This window comes from Caulobacter sp. ALps2 (assembly GCF_058681635.1).
Window position 1 is genome coordinate 765,798 of record NZ_CM178743.1, and the last position, 18,185, is coordinate 783,982.

16 protein-coding genes are annotated in these 18,185 nt (G+C 67.7%); 9 read left to right on the forward strand and 7 right to left on the reverse strand.

Annotated elements, in window-relative coordinates; translation table 11 throughout:
* Positions 1-214: 214 nt before the first annotated feature.
* From ACW173_RS03460 to ACW173_RS03470, 3 genes are all read right to left on the reverse strand, one after another.
* On the reverse strand, positions 215-1,156 hold the full coding sequence (locus ACW173_RS03460) for an IS481 family transposase (protein ID WP_492081504.1): 942 nt from the start codon (positions 1,154-1,156) through the stop codon (positions 215-217).
* Positions 1,157-1,202: 46 nt separating this feature from the next.
* On the reverse strand, positions 1,203-1,391 hold the full coding sequence (locus ACW173_RS03465; protein ID WP_492083491.1) for an SDR family oxidoreductase: 189 nt from the start codon (positions 1,389-1,391) through the stop codon (positions 1,203-1,205).
* 228 nt (positions 1,392-1,619) lie between these two features.
* The gene (locus ACW173_RS03470) at positions 1,620-2,012 is read right to left on the reverse strand and encodes a MerC domain-containing protein (protein ID WP_492083492.1); all 393 of its coding nucleotides are present in this window, start codon (positions 2,010-2,012) and stop codon (positions 1,620-1,622) included.
* A 133-nt stretch (positions 2,013-2,145) separates the two neighbouring features.
* Here ACW173_RS03470 and ACW173_RS03475 point away from each other — a divergent pair, with 133 nt between their 5' ends.
* From ACW173_RS03475 to ACW173_RS03490, 4 genes are read left to right on the forward strand one after another with little or no spacing between them, the layout of a single operon-like run.
* Complete coding sequence (locus ACW173_RS03475; protein ID WP_492083493.1) at positions 2,146-4,200, forward strand: TonB-dependent receptor; 2,055 nt, start codon at positions 2,146-2,148, stop codon at positions 4,198-4,200.
* Positions 4,201-4,202: 2 nt separating this feature from the next.
* Positions 4,203-4,742 carry a MotA/TolQ/ExbB proton channel family protein gene (locus ACW173_RS03480; RefSeq protein ID WP_492083494.1) on the forward strand — a complete coding sequence of 180 codons (540 nt, stop codon included), beginning with the start codon at positions 4,203-4,205 and terminating at the stop codon, positions 4,740-4,742.
* Positions 4,739-5,131, forward strand: coding sequence for a DUF2149 domain-containing protein (locus ACW173_RS03485; RefSeq protein WP_492083495.1), 393 nt, complete (start codon positions 4,739-4,741; stop codon positions 5,129-5,131). Before ACW173_RS03480 ends, ACW173_RS03485 begins: the two co-directional genes overlap by 4 nt.
* A complete protein-coding gene (locus ACW173_RS03490; RefSeq protein WP_492083496.1) occupies positions 5,128-8,898 on the forward strand; it encodes a cobaltochelatase subunit CobN in 3,771 nt (1,256 codons plus the stop codon). The genes ACW173_RS03485 and ACW173_RS03490 overlap by 4 nt, the downstream gene beginning before the upstream one ends.
* 226 nt (positions 8,899-9,124) lie before the next feature.
* Here ACW173_RS03490 and ACW173_RS03495 read toward each other — a convergent pair whose 3' ends face one another.
* Positions 9,125-11,344, reverse strand: coding sequence for a S9 family peptidase (locus ACW173_RS03495; protein ID WP_492083497.1), 2,220 nt, complete (start codon positions 11,342-11,344; stop codon positions 9,125-9,127).
* A gap of 74 nt (positions 11,345-11,418) precedes the next feature.
* On the opposite strand from ACW173_RS03495, the gene ACW173_RS03500 reads away from it, so the two are divergent.
* On the forward strand, positions 11,419-12,327 hold the full coding sequence (locus tag ACW173_RS03500; protein ID WP_492083498.1) for a LysR family transcriptional regulator: 909 nt from the start codon (positions 11,419-11,421) through the stop codon (positions 12,325-12,327).
* A gap of 398 nt (positions 12,328-12,725) precedes the next feature.
* Entirely contained in the window at positions 12,726-13,583 is an 858-nt protein-coding gene (locus tag ACW173_RS03505) for a CPBP family intramembrane glutamic endopeptidase (RefSeq protein ID WP_492083499.1), read from the forward strand.
* Here the strand turns inward: ACW173_RS03505 and ACW173_RS03510 are convergent.
* Entirely contained in the window at positions 13,580-14,479 is a 900-nt protein-coding gene (locus ACW173_RS03510) for a LysR family transcriptional regulator (protein ID WP_492083500.1), read from the reverse strand. The two genes, ACW173_RS03505 and ACW173_RS03510, sit on opposite strands and share 4 nt — an antisense overlap.
* A gap of 132 nt (positions 14,480-14,611) precedes the next feature.
* On the opposite strand from ACW173_RS03510, the gene ACW173_RS03515 reads away from it, so the two are divergent.
* The 3 genes from ACW173_RS03515 (at position 14,612) to ACW173_RS03525 (ending at position 16,722) form a co-directional block, all read left to right on the forward strand.
* Entirely contained in the window at positions 14,612-15,157 is a 546-nt protein-coding gene (locus ACW173_RS03515) for a hypothetical protein (protein ID WP_492083501.1), read from the forward strand.
* On the forward strand, positions 15,154-16,500 hold the full coding sequence (locus ACW173_RS03520) for an MFS transporter (RefSeq protein ID WP_492083502.1): 1,347 nt from the start codon (positions 15,154-15,156) through the stop codon (positions 16,498-16,500). The genes ACW173_RS03515 and ACW173_RS03520 overlap by 4 nt, the downstream gene beginning before the upstream one ends.
* Before the next feature lie 84 nt (positions 16,501-16,584).
* Positions 16,585-16,722 (forward strand): hypothetical protein, encoded by a 138-nt coding sequence (locus ACW173_RS03525; protein WP_492083503.1) that lies wholly within the window; start codon positions 16,585-16,587, stop codon positions 16,720-16,722.
* On the opposite strand, the gene ACW173_RS03530 is transcribed toward ACW173_RS03525, so the two are convergent.
* Together ACW173_RS03530 and ACW173_RS03535 are read right to left on the reverse strand one after the other, a co-directional pair.
* Positions 16,689-17,438 (reverse strand): nuclear transport factor 2 family protein, encoded by a 750-nt coding sequence (locus ACW173_RS03530; protein ID WP_492083504.1) that lies wholly within the window; start codon positions 17,436-17,438, stop codon positions 16,689-16,691. The two genes, ACW173_RS03525 and ACW173_RS03530, sit on opposite strands and share 34 nt — an antisense overlap.
* 83 nt (positions 17,439-17,521) lie before the next feature.
* A complete protein-coding gene (locus ACW173_RS03535; protein ID WP_492083505.1) occupies positions 17,522-18,169 on the reverse strand; it encodes a hydrolase in 648 nt (215 codons plus the stop codon).
* Positions 18,170-18,185 lie beyond the last annotated feature (16 nt).

Genomic DNA, 18,185 nt, shown 5'->3' on the forward strand with positions numbered 1-18,185 from the left:
AGCGGTAGGGTTACGCGGGGATACTCGCCAGCACTTGCTTGCAGCGGCACGACCTTTTCCGCCGCACGGCCCCTAGCAAGCTGCCAGGCCGTGTAGTTCCCGCGTGTCGAGACGCGGGTCGCGCCGCCATCGATCGGGATCACCGTCCCGGTGATGAAGCTCCCCGCGGGCGAGGCCAGCAAGAGCGCCAGACCCTTGATTTCATCGACCTGAGCTAGGTGTCGTTTCCAAGAAGGTTGTTCACACGCTGCCAGGGGGTGAGGCCTTTGATGCCGGCGTGTGGACGCTTGAGGTTGTAGGCGTCCGTCCAGGGCTTGATGGCCTTGGCGCGGTCGTCCGAGCAGGCGTAGGGCCGGCCATAGGCCCACTCGCGCAGGCTGGTTTGGATGAAGCGCTCGGCCTTGCCGTTGGTGCGAGGGGTGTAGGGCCGGGTTCGCACGTGCCTGGCGCCGGCGGCCTGGAGGGCCTTGGCGAACAGCTTGGAGCGATAGGCCGAGCCGTTGTCGGTCATCACCCGCTGGACGGTGACGCCGTGGCGGGCGAGCCAGGCCAGGGCGCGTTGGAGGAAGGCGGTCGTATCGTGCTGGCCTTCGGACGGCAGGACCTCGGTATAGGCCAGGCGCGAGGCGTCATCGACGCAGACGTGCAGGAAGTCCCAGCCGGCCTTGCGCGAGCGGCCCAGGCGAGGGTCGCCGGTGACGCGGTGGCCCTGGGTGTTGAACTTGCCCAGCTTCTTGATGTCCAGGTGGATCATCTCGCCGGGCGCGGCGCGTTCGTAGCGGACGATCGGGACCTTCGGATCCAGGGCCGTCAGCTTGCCCAGGCCCAGTCGCCGCAGGATCAAGCCTACCGTCGAGCGGGCCAGGCCCAGGGCCTGGGCGATGGCCGGACCAGTCATCCGCTGGCGGCGCAGCACCCCGATCTGCTCGACCACCCCGGCCGGCGTCTTGCGCGGACATCGGCGCGGCGCCGAGCTGCGGTCGTGATGCCTTCGCTCGCCGCCCCGCCGATGCCGCTGCAGCCACTTGCTGGCCGTGCGCCGGGAAACACCCGAGGCCTCGGCGGCCCGCGCCACCGACCAGCCCTGGTGTTCGATGCGGAAAATCATCAGGGCTCGACCAACAGGCGTCAGCCGAGCATTCTTGTGCATGTTCATCCGGGGTCTCCCGGCTTGGAGGTTGGAGCGTCGCAACCCCAGCTTCTCAGCCCGACCCCGGGTGAACAACCTTCATAGCTTCGACAGCTAGGCGTCCCAGGGGGACCATGTCCGAGAACAGCGTCCGCAGCTCTGGGCGCTGTTTCAGCCGGCCCTCGCCGATATTGGTCAGGAAAGGCCCCGGCGCGATGGCGTTGATCCGGATGTTGAACGGAGCCAGCTCCACCGCCCGCACGGACTTCAGGCAATGAGCTACCTACCAGAATGGCCTCGACTTGCTTCAGGCGGCGCTTTGTTATGCGAAGATCATGGTCTCGTCGGCGCCAGTAGCGGACCCTAGCACCGCCCCGGAAACAGGCCCTTCGCGCGAGCGAAATCTTACCGCTCCACGTGCGGGACCTTCGCTGTTGGGCAAACGGAGAGCGCCACCATCCGTTCTTGATCCTACGTCACCGACCTGAGTTCAGTGACCCCGACAGGCGCCGTTCGCGTGACGAGCGCGCAAATTCACAATATGCCCGCCGGCCAAGAGTAAGCCGCCGATAACGGTGATGGGGCGCTCCCAGGCCGCGCTTGGAACGTCCAAGGCGCCCGCCGTCATCAACGCCAACCCGCCAATGGCCAGGGCCAAGCCTCGCCACGATGCGGGACGGCGGGTCGGCCAATCGATCATCGCCGATAGCGCCAAGGGTGCGGCGAGCATCACGAATAGGACATGGACCCATTCGGCCGCCGCCCATGCGGCGAACAACGGCAGCGCCAGAGCCAGCACCGGCAGGGCCAGGCAATGGACAAGGCAGATCGCGCTCAGGCCGATCGCCGACAAGTCCAGGGTTTTGGCGACAGTGGGGTGCATAACGGGTCCTTACGGAGCTTGAGATATTGGCGCCGGCGTCGCTCGCGGCGACGAGGTTGCAAAGCCGCGCCCAGACCTCTTGATAGTTACGTTATAACATTGCATAGCGTCATCAACTTTCTCGGGGACGCTCATGCCATTCAAATCCATCGCCCTGGCCGCTACGGCCCTGTCGGCCACCCTGGCGCCCATGACCGTCCAGGCCGACGAGGCCTCGGGGGTGGACCAGATCGTCGTCACCGCCAACCGCGCCGGAACAAAAATCCAGGACGTCGCCTCCTCGGTCGAGGTGGTGACCCAGGCCCAGATCGAGGCCACGGTGGCGGCCAACTTCACCGACATCCTCAAGAAGAACGCCGGCGTCGACCTCATCCAGTATCCCAACGGCCTGGCGGGCGTGGGTCTGCGAGGTCTGCGGCCAGATTTCGAGTTCTCGATCAATCCCCGCACCCTGACGCTCGTCGATGGCCGCCCGTCGGGCTCGACCAGCTTCACCACCATCGCGCCGGAAGGCATCGACCACATCGAGGTCCTCAAGGGGCCGGCCTCCTCGCTCTACGGGGCCTCGGCCATGGGCGGGGTGGTCAACATCATCACCAAGCGCTCGAAGGGGTCGGCGACGGGCCTGGCCTCCATCGGCTTTGGCAGCTTCAATACCTGGCGGGCCGACGTGTCGGCCGGCGGCTCGATCACCGAGCGCGCCGACTTCGACGCCTCGCTGGGCTATGCCGACCAGGGCGACGACTTCAAGACCGGATCGGGCGCCAAGCGGGCCAACAGCGACTATGACCGCCTGTCGGGCCGGATTCGCCTGGGCGCGGACCTGTCGCCCATCGTGCGCGTCGATGGCTCGATCGACGGCGCGCGCCTGCGCAACAGCGCCCCGGGACCTATCTCCTTCAATCCCCAGACCCCCAACGACACCCGCCTGGAGCGGCTGGGCGGCGACCTTCGCCTGACCGTGAGCCCCGCCAATCACCGCGTCGCCCTGGTCGGCTACGCCAGCCACGACGCCTACGACTACCTCACCATCGTTCCGGCGACCGCCTCGGTCCCCTCCAGCCGCTACCGCTCGGCCAACACCCAGACCGACTATGCCGGCGCACAGATCCAGGACACCTGGTCGATCGCGCCAATGCTGGACCTCACCTATGGTTTCGACTGGCAACGGATCGAGCTGGGACGCAAGGCCTTCACCGCCACCGGCGCGGCCAAGGCGCCCAGCAGCCCCAACGAGGTCCGCGACAGCAAGGCTTTGCTCGCCGAAGCGGTGTTTCGGGCCTTCGACGATCGGCTGATCGTCACGGCCGGCGGCCGCGAGGACTGGATCACCGCCAAGACCCTGGCCACGCCGCTATTGACCAGCTTCAAGCCCGGATCGAGCGAGTTTTCGGTGTTCAATCCGCGCGGCGGCTTGGTGTTCAAGCTCAGCGGCGCCTGGCGCGCGCACGGCACCGCCGGGCGCGCCTTCGCGCCGCCGCAGGGCAACCAGTTGGCTGGCCAGAGCGAGGAGATCGCCGGCGTCCAGCGTCGCCTGACCGACGGCAATCCCGACCTCAAGCCCGAACGCAACACCACCTACGATTTTGGCCTGGGCTACGCCGATCGGCGGCTGGCCTTCGACATCACCTATTTCGACAGCAAGACCAGCGGGCGCATCACCTCGGTGATCCTCAGCAACACCGCCACCCTGCGCCAAAGCACCTATGTCAACGCCAACCAGTCGCGCTTCCGGGGCTTTGAGGGCTCGGCCAGTCTCGATGCGGGGTCCTATCTGGGTCTGCCCGGCGGCCGCTTTGGTCTCTCGGCCAGCGCCACGCGCATCCTTAAGGCCGAGGACGTGGTGGCCGGCCTCGCCTCCCCGATCCGCAACGTCGCCGACTGGAAGGCCAATGTCTCGGCCACGGTCTCCGACGGGGGCAGCCTCTCGACCACCCTGACCGCGCGCTACAACGGCGAGCGTTGGGACAGCGACAACAGCCAGGGCTATCTCTACACCGGCGGCAAGGGCGGGACCTTCCTCTACGACACCTTCACCGTCGTGGACCTCAGCGGGCGCTGGGCGGTGACCCCGCGCGACGCCCTGCGGCTGGAGGTCTCCAACCTGCTGGACAAGACCTATTACGAGAAGGGCGACTATCCGATGCCCGGCCGCGCGGTCTATGCCCGCTACGCCCGGAGCTTCTGATCATGTGGGCCAAGACCCTTCTCGGCCAACTGGCCGGCGTCCTGTTCATCCCCGTCACCCTGGCCCTGCTGGCCATCGTCGCCTGGCTGCTGGTGCAGCTGGGCGTCACGGCGCGCGAAGCCGTGCAGCGCGCCCGGCGACGGCGCGTGCGCCTGCGAGGCCCGCTAGACGCGTTGGCGATCGAGACCCAGGATCCCAGTCGCGATCTCGAACTGCGCTTGGAGACGATCGTGCTGGGGGCCGAGGCCCGGGCCCAGCGCGGTTTGAACGGTGTGCGCTTCGCCGTGAAGGTCGGCCCGTCCCTGGGTCTGATGGGCACGCTGATCCCGATGTCGGCGGCCTTGAACGGCCTGGCCCAAGGCGACCTGCCGTCCCTGGCCGGCAACATGGTCATCGCCTTTTCCAGCACCGTGGTCGGCATCGCCGTGGGCGTCGTCGCCTATCTGCTGACCCTGGTCCGGGAAGACTGGACCCGGCGCGATCTGGACGACCTGCGCTTGGCCAGCGAGCGCGTCCTGTACGAGGCGGAGGCCAAGTGGTGAGGCGACGCGGTCTGCGGTTCGCGCGGCGGCCCGCCGCTCCCGTCCATGACGAGGATCCATTGTCGGGCGTGGCCAACCTCTTCGACGTGAGCCTGGCCTTCATCGTCGCCATGAGCGTGGCGCTGTTTTCGATGTTCGGGGCCAAGAGCCTGTTCGACGAGAAGTCCTCCTGGACCCTGACCCACACCAGCGCCGACGGCCGCATGGAGGTGGTCCAGAAAGACGGCAAGCAGATCACGGTCCAGAAGGTCACCGACCGCCAGCTGTCGGGCGACGGCGATCGGCTGGGCGTGGCCTACAAGCTGGCCGACGGCAAGGTGATCTACGTGCCCGAGGACAAAGCCGCCGGAACCTCGTCCGCCAAGCCCGCCGCGCCCTCCGCGCCATGATCGCCCGCCTGCTGACCTTGGTCGCCTGGCTCGCCGTATTGGCGACGGCGGTCCATGCCGCGCCGGCCGACGACCAGCCGCGCAAGCCGCGCGTCGCCATCGTCTCCATCGAACTGGCGGCCGTGCCGAACCTCGCCCAAGGCGCCGCGCGGGACGTCGCTCCCCGGATGCAGGTGGATCTCTATGGCCTGGGCGGCGGCCTGCTGCCCAGCGTCGAGAACGCCGAGCTGGCCGCCTATGATCTGGTGCTGCTGGAGGGCGTGGGGCCGCAACTCTTGAACTTCAACGACCAGATCGAGGCGGCCAAGGCCCGCACCAAGGTCGTGGTCGTCAACGGCGAGCGCTGGATCAAGGGCAATGTCGATCCGGCGAGCTTGCCGGACCTGCAGGCCTATTGGACCAACGGCACGCGGGAAAACTATGCGCGGCTGCTCGACTATCTGGCCGTGCGCCTCCTGGGCCAGGCCGGGACGCCACAGCCGCCGGTCGTCTATCCCGTCTCGGCCTTCTATCATCCCGCGGCCGACAAGCCGTTCTCGACCCTGGCCGACTACGTGGCCTGGGAAAGCGCGCGCCTGCCGGACGCGGCGGCCCGACCCCGCATCGGTCTTCTGTTCTATCGCAGTCTGGCGCTGGCCCGGAACGCCAAGGTCATCGACGCTCTGATCGCCGAGATCGAGCGCCAGGGCGGCCTGCCGATCCCGCTGTGGCGCAAGGATAGCGCCGAGTCGTTCAGCCTGCTCACCCAAGGCGGGGCGCCCGCGCCCGGGGCGCTGATCCTGTGCTCCAACTGGATCGACTATCAGGACCACGCCGCCGGCGCGGCCGCCGCCAAGGCCCTGGATTCGGCGGTGCTCAACTGCACCAGCGACTATTCGCGCACCCCGCGAGAATGGGAGGCGGCGATCGGCGGCTTCGCGCCCAGCCGCTCCAGCCAGCTGGCGATGGGTGAACTGGAAGGATTAGTCGAGCCGATGATGGTCGGAGCTCGCGCGCTCGATGAGACCGGCGCGGCGGTCAACACGCCTCTGGAACATCAGGTGCAGTGGCGCGTGGCCCGCGCCCTGCGCTGGGCCCGGCTGAAGACCTTGCCCAACGCCGAAAAGCGCATCGTCATTCCTTACCATAGCGAGGCGCGCGACACCGCCGACGTCGGCTCCGATCCCGACAGCTATCTCGACGCCCAGGGCAGCCTGATCGCTCTGCTCGGCCGGATGAAGGCCGAGGGCTATGACGTCGGTTCCGCGCCACTGCCCGACAAGGCGGGGCTGTCGGCCATGCTGCGCGACAAGGGTTCCAATCCAAAAACCCAGGCCGAGATCGACGCGCGCGTGCGCGACGGCTCGGTCGCGCTCATTCCCGAGGCCGTCTATCGCCGCTGGTGGGACGGCCTGCCCGCCCCGGCGCGGCGGAGCCAGCAAGCCCAGTGGGGCCCACCGCCCGGCGACCTGATGGTTCACACCGCGGCGGACGGGGCACGATCCCTGGTCATTCCGCTGATCACCTTCGGCAAGATCGCCCTGGCGCCGCATCCGATCTGGGGCATGCAGGACGATCGCGGCCTGGCGTCCAAGGGCGCCCTGACGCCGCACCACCAGTATGCGGCCTTCTATCTCTGGGCTCGGCAGATCTGGAAGGCCGACGCCTATCTGCCGCTGTTCACCCAGCTGAGCCTGATGCCCGGCAAGCAGGAAGGCCCGTCCAGCACCGACTGGATCGGTCTGCTGATCGATGACCTGCCGCATATCCAGCCCACGCCCCTGCAAGCCAATGGCGGGGTGGCCAACAAGCGTCGCGCCAACGCCGTGCTGATCGGGTTCATGCCCGAACTGGTCCGCGCCGGCCTCGCGCCCGATCTGGAAGCCTTGAAGCGCGACCTAAACCGAGCCGAGGCGGATCCGGCCGTTCAAGAGAGCGTGCGTCGCCAAGCCGAGGCCCTGGGCCTGGGGCGCCCCCTCGATCTTGATCCCGCGACCGCGCCTTGGTCGGCCCTCGCGCCGGCGCTGCGATCCTATCTGGACGAGATCGCCCGCGCGCCCATGCCTCACGGCGGCCATGTCCTGGGCGTCGCGCCTGATGAGGTGGTCGTGGCCAAGATGACCCAAGCCATGGCCGGCGATGGCGCGACAGCGCCCTCGTTGGAAACGGTCCAGGCTGTGCTCGCGGGCGAGACCACGTCCCTGGACGCCAGGGACGCCGCCCGGCTGATCGACTATGCCGCCCGCATTCGCGCCGCGCCGCGCGAGCTGGACGCGGTGATGGCCGCCCTCTCGGGCCGCTTCATCGAGCCGGGTCCCAACGCCGACGCCATCCGAAATCCCGACGCCCTGCCCGGCGGGCGCAATCCCTATACGCTCGACACCCGCGCCCTGCCCTCGCCCCAGGCCTGGGCCAGCGGCGTCAAGCTGGCCGACGACATGATCGCGACCTATCGCGCCAAGCATGGCGCGCCGCCCCGCAAGGCCGCCTTCGTCCTGTGGTCGGGCGAGACGGTGCAGAACGGCGGCGTGCTGGAGGCCCAGATCCTGCGGCTGCTGGGCGCGCGCCCGGTGTGGAACGCCAAGGGCCAGGTCGTCGATGTCGTCCTAGACGACCGTGTCGCCCTGGGACGCGGCCGCGTCGATGTGCTGGTCACCACCTCGGGGACCTATCGCGATCACTTCGGCGACAAGCTGGCGCTGCTGGACAAGGCCGTGGCTCTGGCCGCGGCCAGTGCGGAACCCGACAACGCCGTGCGCGCCGCCGTCCTGGCGACCGAGGCGGACCTCGCGGCCAAGGGCGTCGCGCCCGAGACAGCCAAAACCCGCGCCCTACGGCGGATCTTCTCCACCGCCCCGGGCGCCTATTCGCCGGTCACCGAGTTCGCCGTCCAGGCCGATCCGCGCTGGAGCGACGAGAAGCTGGCTGGCCTCTATGCTTCGCGCCTGGCCCACGCCTATGGCCAGGCCGACGAGGGCCAGAGCGACGGCGAGGCGTTCAGCGCCAACCTCAAGACCGTCGACGCCGCCGTCTTCAGCCGCAGCTCCAACGCTTACGGCCTGCTCGACACGCCCATGCCCGCCGCCTATCTGGGCGGACTCAACATGGCGGTCCGGCAAGAGACGGGCCGGCGGATCGAGACCTATGTCGCCCAGCTGCAGTCGCCGGGCAAAGCGACCCTGGAGACCGCCGACAAGACGCTCAATCGCGAACTGCGCAGCCGCTATTTCAATCCGGCCTGGATCAAGGCGATGAAGGACGGCGGCTATAACGGCGCGCGCTACATGTCGGAATTCACCGCCAACATGCTGCTGTGGGATGTGACCACGCCGGACCTGATCCAGGATCGCGACTGGAACGAGGTCGCCGACGTCTATGTCCGTGATCGCTACAAGCTGGGCCTGAAAAGCTATTTCGACCGCGAGAACCCGCAGGCCCGCCGCAACCTGCTCAATACCATGCTCGAGGCCGCTGATCGCGGACGCTGGAAGGCCGATGCGGCGACACTGGACCAGTTACGCGCGGAGCTCGGTATTGGAAACTCCCCCACCCCGCGGAACACAAGCGCGGCCGCGCCAGGGCGTGGGAAGTCGTCGAGCGGCGGACCAACCCCATCGATCGGACCGTCCCTGAGAGGTTTTGAGATGCGGACCATCGTTCCACCACAACCCTCGATCGCCGTCGCCGGACCCGGCTCTCCGAAGGCCTGGTGGCTCCTCTCGGCGATCGCCGGGATCTGCGTGACGGTTGGTGGGCTGATCGGACCAAGACCGCGACTGATGACGTGAGATTAGGTTAGTCGCATAAGGCTGGCGCCAGCCGTTCAACCGGTGTGCTTCAGCGACGAGGTCGCGCCAGAAGCATGCGTAATCGGGCGGGCCCCGGCCGCTAGATCAAACGAGCTTGACCCCGATGCCCGATTAGAGAAGCCGACATTTATTGGGATGCGACGCCACTCTAGCCGCGCCCCCGCCCGGCGACCTCTTCCGGACGAGCAGAAGCATGACCTCGCCGTCAGCGAGGCTCGCCGCTGCTGGGCTCGCCCAGAGTGCGAAGGAAAAAGAGGGCGACGTCCCGCTGATAATAGAAGCCGTCCGGACCACCCGAGTTGTGGTCCATGCCGGGGATCAAAAGCAGCTCGAACTGCTTGTCGGCGTCCACCAGAGCCCTGGCCATCCGCATCGTCGTGGAGAGCGACGCGCTGACGTCGCCGGTCCCGTGCATGATCTTCAAGTGCCCTCGCAGGTTGCCAGCTAGCGGCATGTTCGAGGCGGCGGCGTAGCCGCCCGGATTGTCCGACAACAAACCCATATTAGGCTCAATGACGCCCGCTTCCTCCTCCAGAGCGCCTGGAGCGCCCGCGTAGCCCGCCTTGAACATCTCCGGCGCCGTCAACATGCCCCGGAGCGCGAAGTAGCCGCCCCAACTGTGGCCAAAGATGCCGACGCGATTGATGTCCATCCAAGGCCTGTCGGCCGCGACCTGACGCAGCCCCGTCACGTAGTCGGGGATCTCGGTCTGGCCCACCTTCCCGTAGGTGGCGTCCTGAAAGGCCTTGCCGCGGCCAGCAGACCCCCGGACGTCGAAGGCCACGACGACGAAGCCCGCCTGGGCGAGGCTGTTGGCCCAGAGCGACATGGCGTTGATGTAGCCGCCGCCGAGGACGGTGACGAATGGTCCGCCATAGATATAGGCTACGACAGGGTAGGTCCTGGACGGATCGAAGTCATGCGGCTTGAAGACGCCTCCGTGGATGGGCGTCACACCGTCCGCGGCGAGCACCTCGACCATCTCCGGCGGCCGCCAGCCCATGGACCTGACCGCCGCGTCATCGCTCGCCGTCAGACGACCGCGTTCACCCGTTTCGACAGAGACCACCTCGCGGATACGAGGCTGTGTCGGGGAGGACCAGCTGTCGAGCAGGAAGCGGCCCGTCGGAGATGGGCTCGCCCGGTGAAAGCCCCGCTGGTCGCCGAGGGGCTCGAGCGGCCCGCCTGACAGAGTGGTGCGATAGAGATGCTGGTCGTAAGGTCGTTTCAGGTCCGTCGCCGCCGAAACCACCACAACACCGTCGTGGCCTACGGCATCCACGCGCCGGACCGGGAAGTCGCCACCGGTGAGGCGGCCGATCAGCCCCCCATCGCGGTCGTACCGATAGACGTGTCGCCACCCGTCCCTCTCGGACATCCAGAGGAAGCCTCCGTCTAGGAGCGGGGTGACCTGAGACGTCCACTCCTCGGCGATGAAGTCGAGATCCGCGACGTTCGTCTCCGCCCTCTCTTCGCGAAGCAGCAAGCGTCGCCGACCGAACAGGTCGACCGCGGACAGGTCCAACCGCTTGCCGTCGCGACCGAGATGGAGGACCAGGGCCGATCGACCATCGGGCCGCCAGCCGGCGAACCAGTCATACCCTTCGCCATCCGCCGGTTCGACGAGAACGGTCTGACCGGTCGCCGGGTCGAGCAGATGCAGTTCCTGTACGGGCAAGGACGTTCCCGTCTTCGGGTAGGGGAACATCGTCACCCGTTCCAGGCCGCCGTCGTAGTCCACGATCGGAATCCGATGTAGCGCCCGCTGGTCCGTGCGCCACATCGCCAGTCGCGCGCCGTCCGGCGACCACGCCTTGTCCGGGAGGGTCCAGCCGTAGTCGGGCTCGCCAGCGCGTTCGAACCGCGCCGCGCCCGAGGCGTCACGCACCTTGATGGCTCCGCCTTGAGCGAGCGCCACCCAGTCTCCGCCAGGCGCCGCCGCCCCACCGGCCAGGACAAGGGCCTCAAGGGCGCTCGCCTTCTGAACCCGGCGATCCCTCAATCCGAGCCGGAAAGGCCGGTCGCCGGCGGTGAACAGGATCGCGTCCTGGTCGGGCGCGACCACGAACCGCACCTGCGACAGCCGGTCGATCGGCTTTCCCGTGAGATCGGCCAGTTGGCGGCGCAGATCGTCCGGCGGAAGGATGGGCTCGCGTCGCCCGTCGCCGGGTTCGACCAGAACCCATGACCCGGCCAACGGCCCGGTTTCGTCCCAGAAGACCAGTCGATCCCCGTCGCCCAGCCATCGTGGCGTGACCAGACTGTCCCGCAAAAGCGTGGGCATGCTCAGGTACCGAGCCGCCAGATCCAGGCGCGCTTCGAGCGCTGCGTCGCGCGGGGCGTTGGGCGATGGGCTCTGAGCCGCCGTTGGGAGGGGCGAAGCGCACAGGAGCGTGGCGAGGAACAATGGCGCGAGGCGATGCATGCCGCGATGGTAGGGACCCGGATCAGGCGCTACCAATATATCTTTCATGCGCAATCGAGACGGAGATCGTCTGGATGGAATTTCGTCAATTGCAGCTCTTCGTCGCCGTGGCCGAGGAACTTCACTTCGGCCGGGCCGCGCTACGGGTAGGAATGGCCCAGCCGCCGTTCAGTCAGCAGATTCGCCGCCTGGAAGGCGAGCTGGGCGTCGCCTTGCTGACCCGCACGAGCCGGCGGGTGGCGCTGACAGCCGCCGGCGCCCAGGTTCTGGACGGCGCCCGCGAACTCCTGTCGCGGCGCGCCGACTTGAAGGCGGCCGTGACCCGCGCCGCCCGGGGGGAAACCGGCGTGCTGCGTCTGGGCTTCGCCCCCTCCTCGGCCTTCGGCATTCTCCCCAACATCATACGCCGATTTCGCGAGGAATTTCCGGGCGTCTCGCTTCAGATCGAGGATCGTGAAGGCATCGACATGGGTCTAGCCTTGACGACGGGCGATTTGGATCTCGCGATTGTCCGCGGACCGTTCCGTCGCCCCGGAGTGGATTGCGAGACCCTCCTCCTTGAGCCCTTCATGCTGGTTCTGCCGGCGGAGCATCCCCTCGCGTCGTCCCGGCGCGTGGCCTTGTCGACCCTCGCCGAGCAGCGCTTTATTCTGTTTCCGAGACCGTCGGCGCCGGGTCTCCACGACGCCATCACCAGCATGTGCCTGGCCGCTGGGTTCTCGCCGACCGTGGTCCAGGAAGCCGCCTCGTGGTCGTCGGTCGTCAGCCTGGTGGAGGCCGGCCTTGGCGCCAGCATCGCCCCAGCATCGGCGCGCGCCCTCTGTCCCCGGGGCGTGGTGTTTCGCGACCTGGAGGGCGCCGATGGCCGAGCCGAGATCGCGCTCGCCTATCCCAAACGCCCCCTGCCGCCGGCGGGCGAGCGTTTCAGATCCATCGCCAGGAGCACGACATTTAAACTGGAGCCTGTGCATTTTGCGGGGTGAAGAAGCGCCATGTCTGGGCGGCTCACCGCGTGGCCCAGCTCAGTCAGCCGGCGCCCCCAGTGATGTGCTGCCGCACGACCACCTGCCCGCGGCATCGACTCCGTGGACCTGAAACACCGACTTGGCGATGTCCAATCCCACCGTGACCACCTCTTCCTGGCGCTCCCCCATTACGGCCGCGGATAGCCCGCGACCTGGGTGGGGAGCCGTCCACGGCGTCAACAGCGGACATTGAGCCCTGGTCCGAACTCGGGCTATCTAATTCCCAGAGAACGCCTGTGATCCAGCGCCGTATGCAATGACATATTGTGTACGACGCAGCTTCAGCATTCTGGTCGATCGCCTATCGTGCGGCGAGCACATCAAGCCAAACGGCCAGCCTGAAGGTGGACCCCACCATGCCGACCTGGATCAGCCTCGCGTTCGTGAACCGCGATCGAAAGCTCCGGAACGGGTGGTGGTTGGCTGCCTTCTTTCTTGTTCTCGCGATCCTTCTGTTTCCAGCTATCCTCGCCGCTGCTCATTTCAGGCGCGAGGTAACGCTCTGGGAGCAGCTCGCGTTGATCGCGATCGCGACCGCAGTGGTCCAGATGCTGCGCCGCAAGCCCGTGACCGAGGTCATCGGCGCCATGGACGGGCGCTGGGTCATCGGCTTTGCGATCGGCGCGGCGTTAGGCGGCCTGCTGATGGCGCTTCCCGCGCTGGGCCTCGCCGCCGCCGGTCTCGCAAGGTTCGAACTCTCGACCGCTGCGCCTCGGACGCTCGCCAACGCGATCGCACTCATGCTCGCGGTGGCGCTGGCCGAGGAACTGCTGTTCCGCGGCGTGCTCTTCCAACGCCTTATCGATGGGCTCGGAGTCTGGCCGGCCCAAGTGCTGACCGCCCTGCTCTTCGTCCTCACCCATCTCAACAATCCGGGCATGGAGGGCGCCACCAGGGTCTGGGCGGGCTGCAACATCTTCATGGCCTCGATGCTTTTCGGATTGGCCTTCGTGCGCACGCGAAGCCTGGCCATGCCGATCGGCCTTCACTTCATGGCCAATGTCACACAGGGCGTGATCCTGGGCTTTGGCGTCAGCGGCGAGAGCGAGCCTAGCCTGCTGACCCCGCGCCTTCGCGACGCACCAACCTGGCTCACCGGAGGCGCATTCGGCCTCGAGGCCAGCCTTCCTAGCCTTCTCACGCTCTTGGCGCTGCTGGCCTGCCTCGTGCGCTTCCCGCGCCCCTGGACCGCGCCCGATCGCGAGAAGGTCTAGATCGCCGGATCGGCGCAGACCTCGCGCACCCGCCCGCGCAACCAGCGATGCGCCGGATCGGCCTCCATGCGCGGGTGCCAGAGCAGCGACACCGGAAAGGTGGTGGCCGGCATGGGAAGCTCGAAGCTGACCAGCCCTTCCCGCAGCCCTTGCGTATGGCGTTCCGGGACCGTGGCGACCAGTCCCGACGACCGCGCGAGCGAAATCGCCGTGGCGAAGCCCCCCACGACCGTTGCCACTTCGCGCACGATCCCGTCCTGGGCCAGCGTATCGTCGATCAGGCCCTTGGCGAGCGCATCGCGCGACACCGCCACATGGCGCTCGGCCGCATAGCGCGCCGGCGTCATCGCCCCTGTCGCCAGCGCATGCCCCGGGCGCACCACGCCGACATAGCGGTCGTGAAACAGGACCTGGGTCCGCAACTCCGGGCCGGTGTCGCCTTCCACGACGCCCGTTTCCAGGTCGATCAAGCCGTCGCGCAGCGGCTTGCTGTCCTTGTCCGGCTTCTGGACGAAGCGCAGTTGGACGCCAGGCGCCTCGACCGCCAGCCGTTCGATCAAGGCAGGACCAAAGGTCTCCACGAAGCCCTCGCTCGTGCGCAGGGTGAAGACACGCCGCGCCTGTCCAAGGTCGAGGGTTTCGACCGGCCGCAGCACGGCCTGAGCGTCCTGGACCAATTGGGCGACCCGCTCTCGAAGCTCCATGGCCCTCGGCGTCGCGACCAGCTCGCGCCCCGCCCGGACCAGCAGCGGGTCGCCGGTCACCTCGCGAAGACGCGCCAACGCACGGCTCATGGCCGAAGGGCTGAGCTGAAGGCGTTTGGCGGCCCGCGTGACGCTGCCTTCGGCGAGCAGCACATCCAGCGTCACCAACAGGTTCAGGTCAGGGATCTGCATTTCCACAGCCTACCACGCCCACGACATATGGCGTCAAACGCAATGAATTTGTGAAAACCGTGCGCGTTCCGCCACATACCGCCTGTCGCTAGCTTTCATCGAACGCCGTCCTTCGGCGCGAAAGGAAAGCAGATGTATAGGAACTCGCTCCAGACCTTCATCGCCGACGTCCGGGCCAGCTGGGGCCCGCTCTCGAGCGACCTGATCGCCGACTGCCGGGGTCACCTGCGCGCGCTTCTTCAAGCCGCGCCGACGGAAGACTGGCTAGCCTCGCTGCTGAACGAAAAGCCGGCGAGCCGAGAGCTTTACCGCGACCCCGACCACGGCTTCGTGCTCCTGGCCCACACCGAGGCGGAAGGCCTCTATCGGCGACCGCACGACCATGGTCGCAGCTGGGTGCTTTACGGCGTCCAGAGCGGCGAGTCCGAGATGGGCGGCTATGCGCGGCACATCGATCCGGACGGGCAGGTCCGTCTCGTCAAGCGCGACGCCACCCTGGTCCGTCCGGGCATGGCCATGGCCTACCTGCCCGGCGACATCCACGACACGCACTGCGAGTCCGGCCCCGCCCTGTTGTTCCGCTTCACTGAACGTGACCTTCAGGTGGAGGACAAGCGGGAAGGCCGGATCACGCGCTACGTCGATGAGGACGGGGTGTTTCGGGTCGCCCAGCGATGAGCGGCGGGGTCCGCCCGCCGGCCCTGGCGATCGCGTCGGTCCTGACGGCGCTGATGCTCGTGGTGCTGGACGCTTCGATCGTCAACGTCGCGCTGCCTACCCTGGCCAGCGGCCTGCGCGTCTCGCCCGCCTCGGCGGTCCTGATCGTCACGGCCTACCAGGCTGGCCTCGTCATGGCGCTCCTGCCGTGCGGGGCGCTGGGCGAGGGTCTGGGCTATCGCCCGGTGTTCATGGTCGGCGTGGCGCTGTTCACCCTGGCGTCCTTGTTCTGCGCGACGGCGCCAAGTTTGATCTGGCTGATCACCGCGCGCTTCGTTCAGGGTCTGGGCGCAGCCGCGGTGATGTCGCTGGGCGTGGCGCTGCTGCGCACCGTCGTCCCCGCGCAAAGGCTGGGTGTCGCCATCGGCTGGAACGCGCTCGTCGTCGCGCTCACCTCCGCGGCCGGCCCGACGGTGGGCGCGCTTGTCCTGTCGCTTGCAAGCTGGCCCTGGCTATTCGCCATCAACCTGCCGCTGGGCCTGCTCGTGCTCGGCGCGGCAACCGCCCTTCCTCGCGCGCCGGGGTCGTCTCGTCGCATCGACCGGGTCAGCGTGGCCTTGAGCATCAGCGGCTTTGGCCTGCTAATCATCGGCGCCGAGACGCTCGTGAAGGCCCCAGCGGTTGCCTTCGTCGCGTTTGCTGGCGGAGCGATCGGCCTGTCGCTGCTGATCCGGCGCGATGCGCAACAAGACGTTCCGCTCCTACCGCTCGACCTCCTTCGCGAACCCTCGTTTCGGCGATCGGCGGCCGCCTCGGTCTGCTGCTTCATCGGACAGGGCGCGGGTCTCGTCGCTCTGCCCTTCTATCTCCAGCACGGCCTGGGCCTCCCCCCTCTGGAGGCCGGGCTCTACATCACGCCCTGGCCCCTGATGGCGGCCATATCGGCGACCCTGGCCGGGCGCTTGGCCAAGCCGTCCTCGACGGCGCTACTGTGCGCGGCCGGCTGCGCGCTGCTCTCGGCCGGGCTCTTCGCGGCGTCGGCCTGGCCGCTGGCCGAGGCGCCGGTCACGATCATGCCCATCGTCATGCTCTGCGGCCTCGGCTTTGGCCTCTTTCAGGTGACCAACAACCGCAACCTGTTCCTGTCCGCGCCGATCGAGCGCGGCGGCGCGGCCGGCGGCCTGCAGTCAATGGCGCGGCTGACCGGCCAGACGACCGGGGTGGTGATCATGACGCTGCTATTTAGCGTCCTTACCCTCAACGCCGCGCCGCGGATCGGCCTGGCGATCGGCGCCTTGCTGACCCTGGCGGCCGGCCTGCTCAGCACATTCCACCGCCCTGCGCCCTGCCCCGAAGCGGCATGAACGCCATCGCTCCCATCGAGAGGAACCCGCCATGAAGATCGCGATCGCTGTTGGACTGATCCTAGCCAGCGCGGCGCTGTCCGGATGCACCACACCGGCCCCAAGGCCCTGAACGAACCCGGCGGCCTCCAGGCGCTGGAAACCGGCAAGGCCACCAAGCTCCAAGTCTACCAGGCACTGGGCCAGCCTCATGCGGTGATCCAGGTCGATCCGACCGGATAGCGACGCAGGGCCTCCTCGGGGTCGAACATCGAGACGCCGCTGACAGCCGCCTGGACCTCGTTCTGCAACACGTCCCAGTGCTCGGCCAGTTTGCCGCCTTCTATCCGAAAGAGGTCGACCACCACCTGCGGGGCGTCGGCCCACCCCCGGATGCGGCCGTGAATGGCGACGAGATCGTCTTCCGCGACGATCAGACCAGGCTCGTAGAACACGGCCGGTGACAGGCCGGCGACGAGCGCCCGCAAAGGCTCGCGCCCCTGCGGGATGCCGGGATTGTGCTGGATGTAGTCCGGCGCGTAGAGGCGCTCCACCGCTGACGCGTCACGACGCTGGAACAGCGACGTCATCGCCTCCAGCACCAACGCCTTGTTCCTCTGGGGTGTGTCGTCGAAGGCCCGGCCCGCCGGTCGCGTGATCGTCGTCGGCCCGCTCATCCGCAGGAACCGACCGTCCGGCAGGGTGGCGAAGGAATGGACCACGCCACGGTCGTAGTCCTGGACGTTCGTGACGGTGGCGCCGTCCTTCTCCTGCCAGCTGACGGCGAAGAGGCTATTGCCGAGCGACACGACCTGGATGTCGACGACCTCGGTCCGGGCATACGGGCCTTGCTTGATCTCGAACCGCAGTTGGGTGTCGGACAGCAGGGTCAGGCTGACCTGGAAGTTCGGATAGGAGACGTCCATCTCCAGTCCGACGGGGAAGCGGGCGATCGTCATTCTTGCACTCTCCATGGGCAGGTCGGACGCGTTGACGGGACGGCCCATGGACCGTCCCGTCCTCCACGCGGTCGCGTGAGGGTTTAGGCGGCCGGTCCGGCGCGGCTCGTCAGCAGCTGCAGTTCCCAGGCGAAGGCCACGCCGCTGCCGCCGCCGTGATCGAGCAGGACCTCCGAGAGGCCGGCGGCCGACTCTTCGCGCGCCCAGTCGCGCTGCCATTCGGCGAGTACGGCCATCCAGGTGATCGGCACGGCCCCGGCGGCGACCATCCGGCGCACGGCCATGTCATGGGCCTCGACCGAGACGCCGCCCGAGGCGTCGGTGACGATGAACACGTCATAGCCCTCGCCCAGCGCCTGGATCGTCGGCATGGCCAGGCAGACCTCGGTCCACAACGCCGCCAGGATCAACTGCTTGCGTCCGCTCTTCTTGACGATGTCGGTGACCTTCGGGTCCTGCCAGGTGTTGATGAACGTGCGGTCGATCGGCTTCTGGTCGGGGAAGACGTCCTGCAAGCCCTTGATCAGGTAGCCGCCCCGTTCCTCGATCACCGTGGTCAGGAGGGTCGGCACGTCGAAGACCTTCGCCCCCTTCGCCAAGCCGATGACGTTGTTGACGACCATCGTCGGCTCGTGGCTGTTCAGGTTGGCGAACTGGTAGGGCTGGTGGTCGATCAGCACGAGGAAGCTGTCTTCGGGACGCAACAGGGCGTCGAGACCGGTCTTGGACATGGATACTCCTTGAGAA

What these genes read in the sequence shown, in the direction of transcription:
- ACW173_RS03520 (WP_492083502.1), top strand. Translation starts at nt 15,154, where the DNA reads ATGAGCGGCGGGGTCCGCCCGCCGGCCCTGGCGATCGCGTCGGTCCTG.
- ACW173_RS03490 (WP_492083496.1), top strand. Translation starts at nt 5,128, where the DNA reads ATGATCGCCCGCCTGCTGACCTTGGTCGCCTGGCTCGCCGTATTGGCG.
- ACW173_RS03500 (WP_492083498.1), top strand. Translation starts at nt 11,419, where the DNA reads ATGGAATTTCGTCAATTGCAGCTCTTCGTCGCCGTGGCCGAGGAACTT.
- ACW173_RS03505 (WP_492083499.1), top strand. Translation starts at nt 12,726, where the DNA reads ATGCCGACCTGGATCAGCCTCGCGTTCGTGAACCGCGATCGAAAGCTC.
- ACW173_RS03510 (WP_492083500.1), bottom strand. Translation starts at nt 14,479, where the DNA reads ATGCAGATCCCTGACCTGAACCTGTTGGTGACGCTGGATGTGCTGCTC.
- ACW173_RS03495 (WP_492083497.1), bottom strand. Translation starts at nt 11,344, where the DNA reads ATGCATCGCCTCGCGCCATTGTTCCTCGCCACGCTCCTGTGCGCTTCG.
- ACW173_RS03470 (WP_492083492.1), bottom strand. Translation starts at nt 2,012, where the DNA reads ATGCACCCCACTGTCGCCAAAACCCTGGACTTGTCGGCGATCGGCCTG.
- ACW173_RS03460 (WP_492081504.1), bottom strand. Translation starts at nt 1,156, where the DNA reads ATGAACATGCACAAGAATGCTCGGCTGACGCCTGTTGGTCGAGCCCTG.
- ACW173_RS03530 (WP_492083504.1), bottom strand. Translation starts at nt 17,438, where the DNA reads ATGACGATCGCCCGCTTCCCCGTCGGACTGGAGATGGACGTCTCCTAT.
- ACW173_RS03535 (WP_492083505.1), bottom strand. Translation starts at nt 18,169, where the DNA reads ATGTCCAAGACCGGTCTCGACGCCCTGTTGCGTCCCGAAGACAGCTTC.
- ACW173_RS03525 (WP_492083503.1), top strand. Translation starts at nt 16,585, where the DNA reads ATGCACCACACCGGCCCCAAGGCCCTGAACGAACCCGGCGGCCTCCAG.
- ACW173_RS03475 (WP_492083493.1), top strand. Translation starts at nt 2,146, where the DNA reads ATGCCATTCAAATCCATCGCCCTGGCCGCTACGGCCCTGTCGGCCACC.
- ACW173_RS03480 (WP_492083494.1), top strand. Translation starts at nt 4,203, where the DNA reads ATGTGGGCCAAGACCCTTCTCGGCCAACTGGCCGGCGTCCTGTTCATC.
- ACW173_RS03515 (WP_492083501.1), top strand. Translation starts at nt 14,612, where the DNA reads ATGTATAGGAACTCGCTCCAGACCTTCATCGCCGACGTCCGGGCCAGC.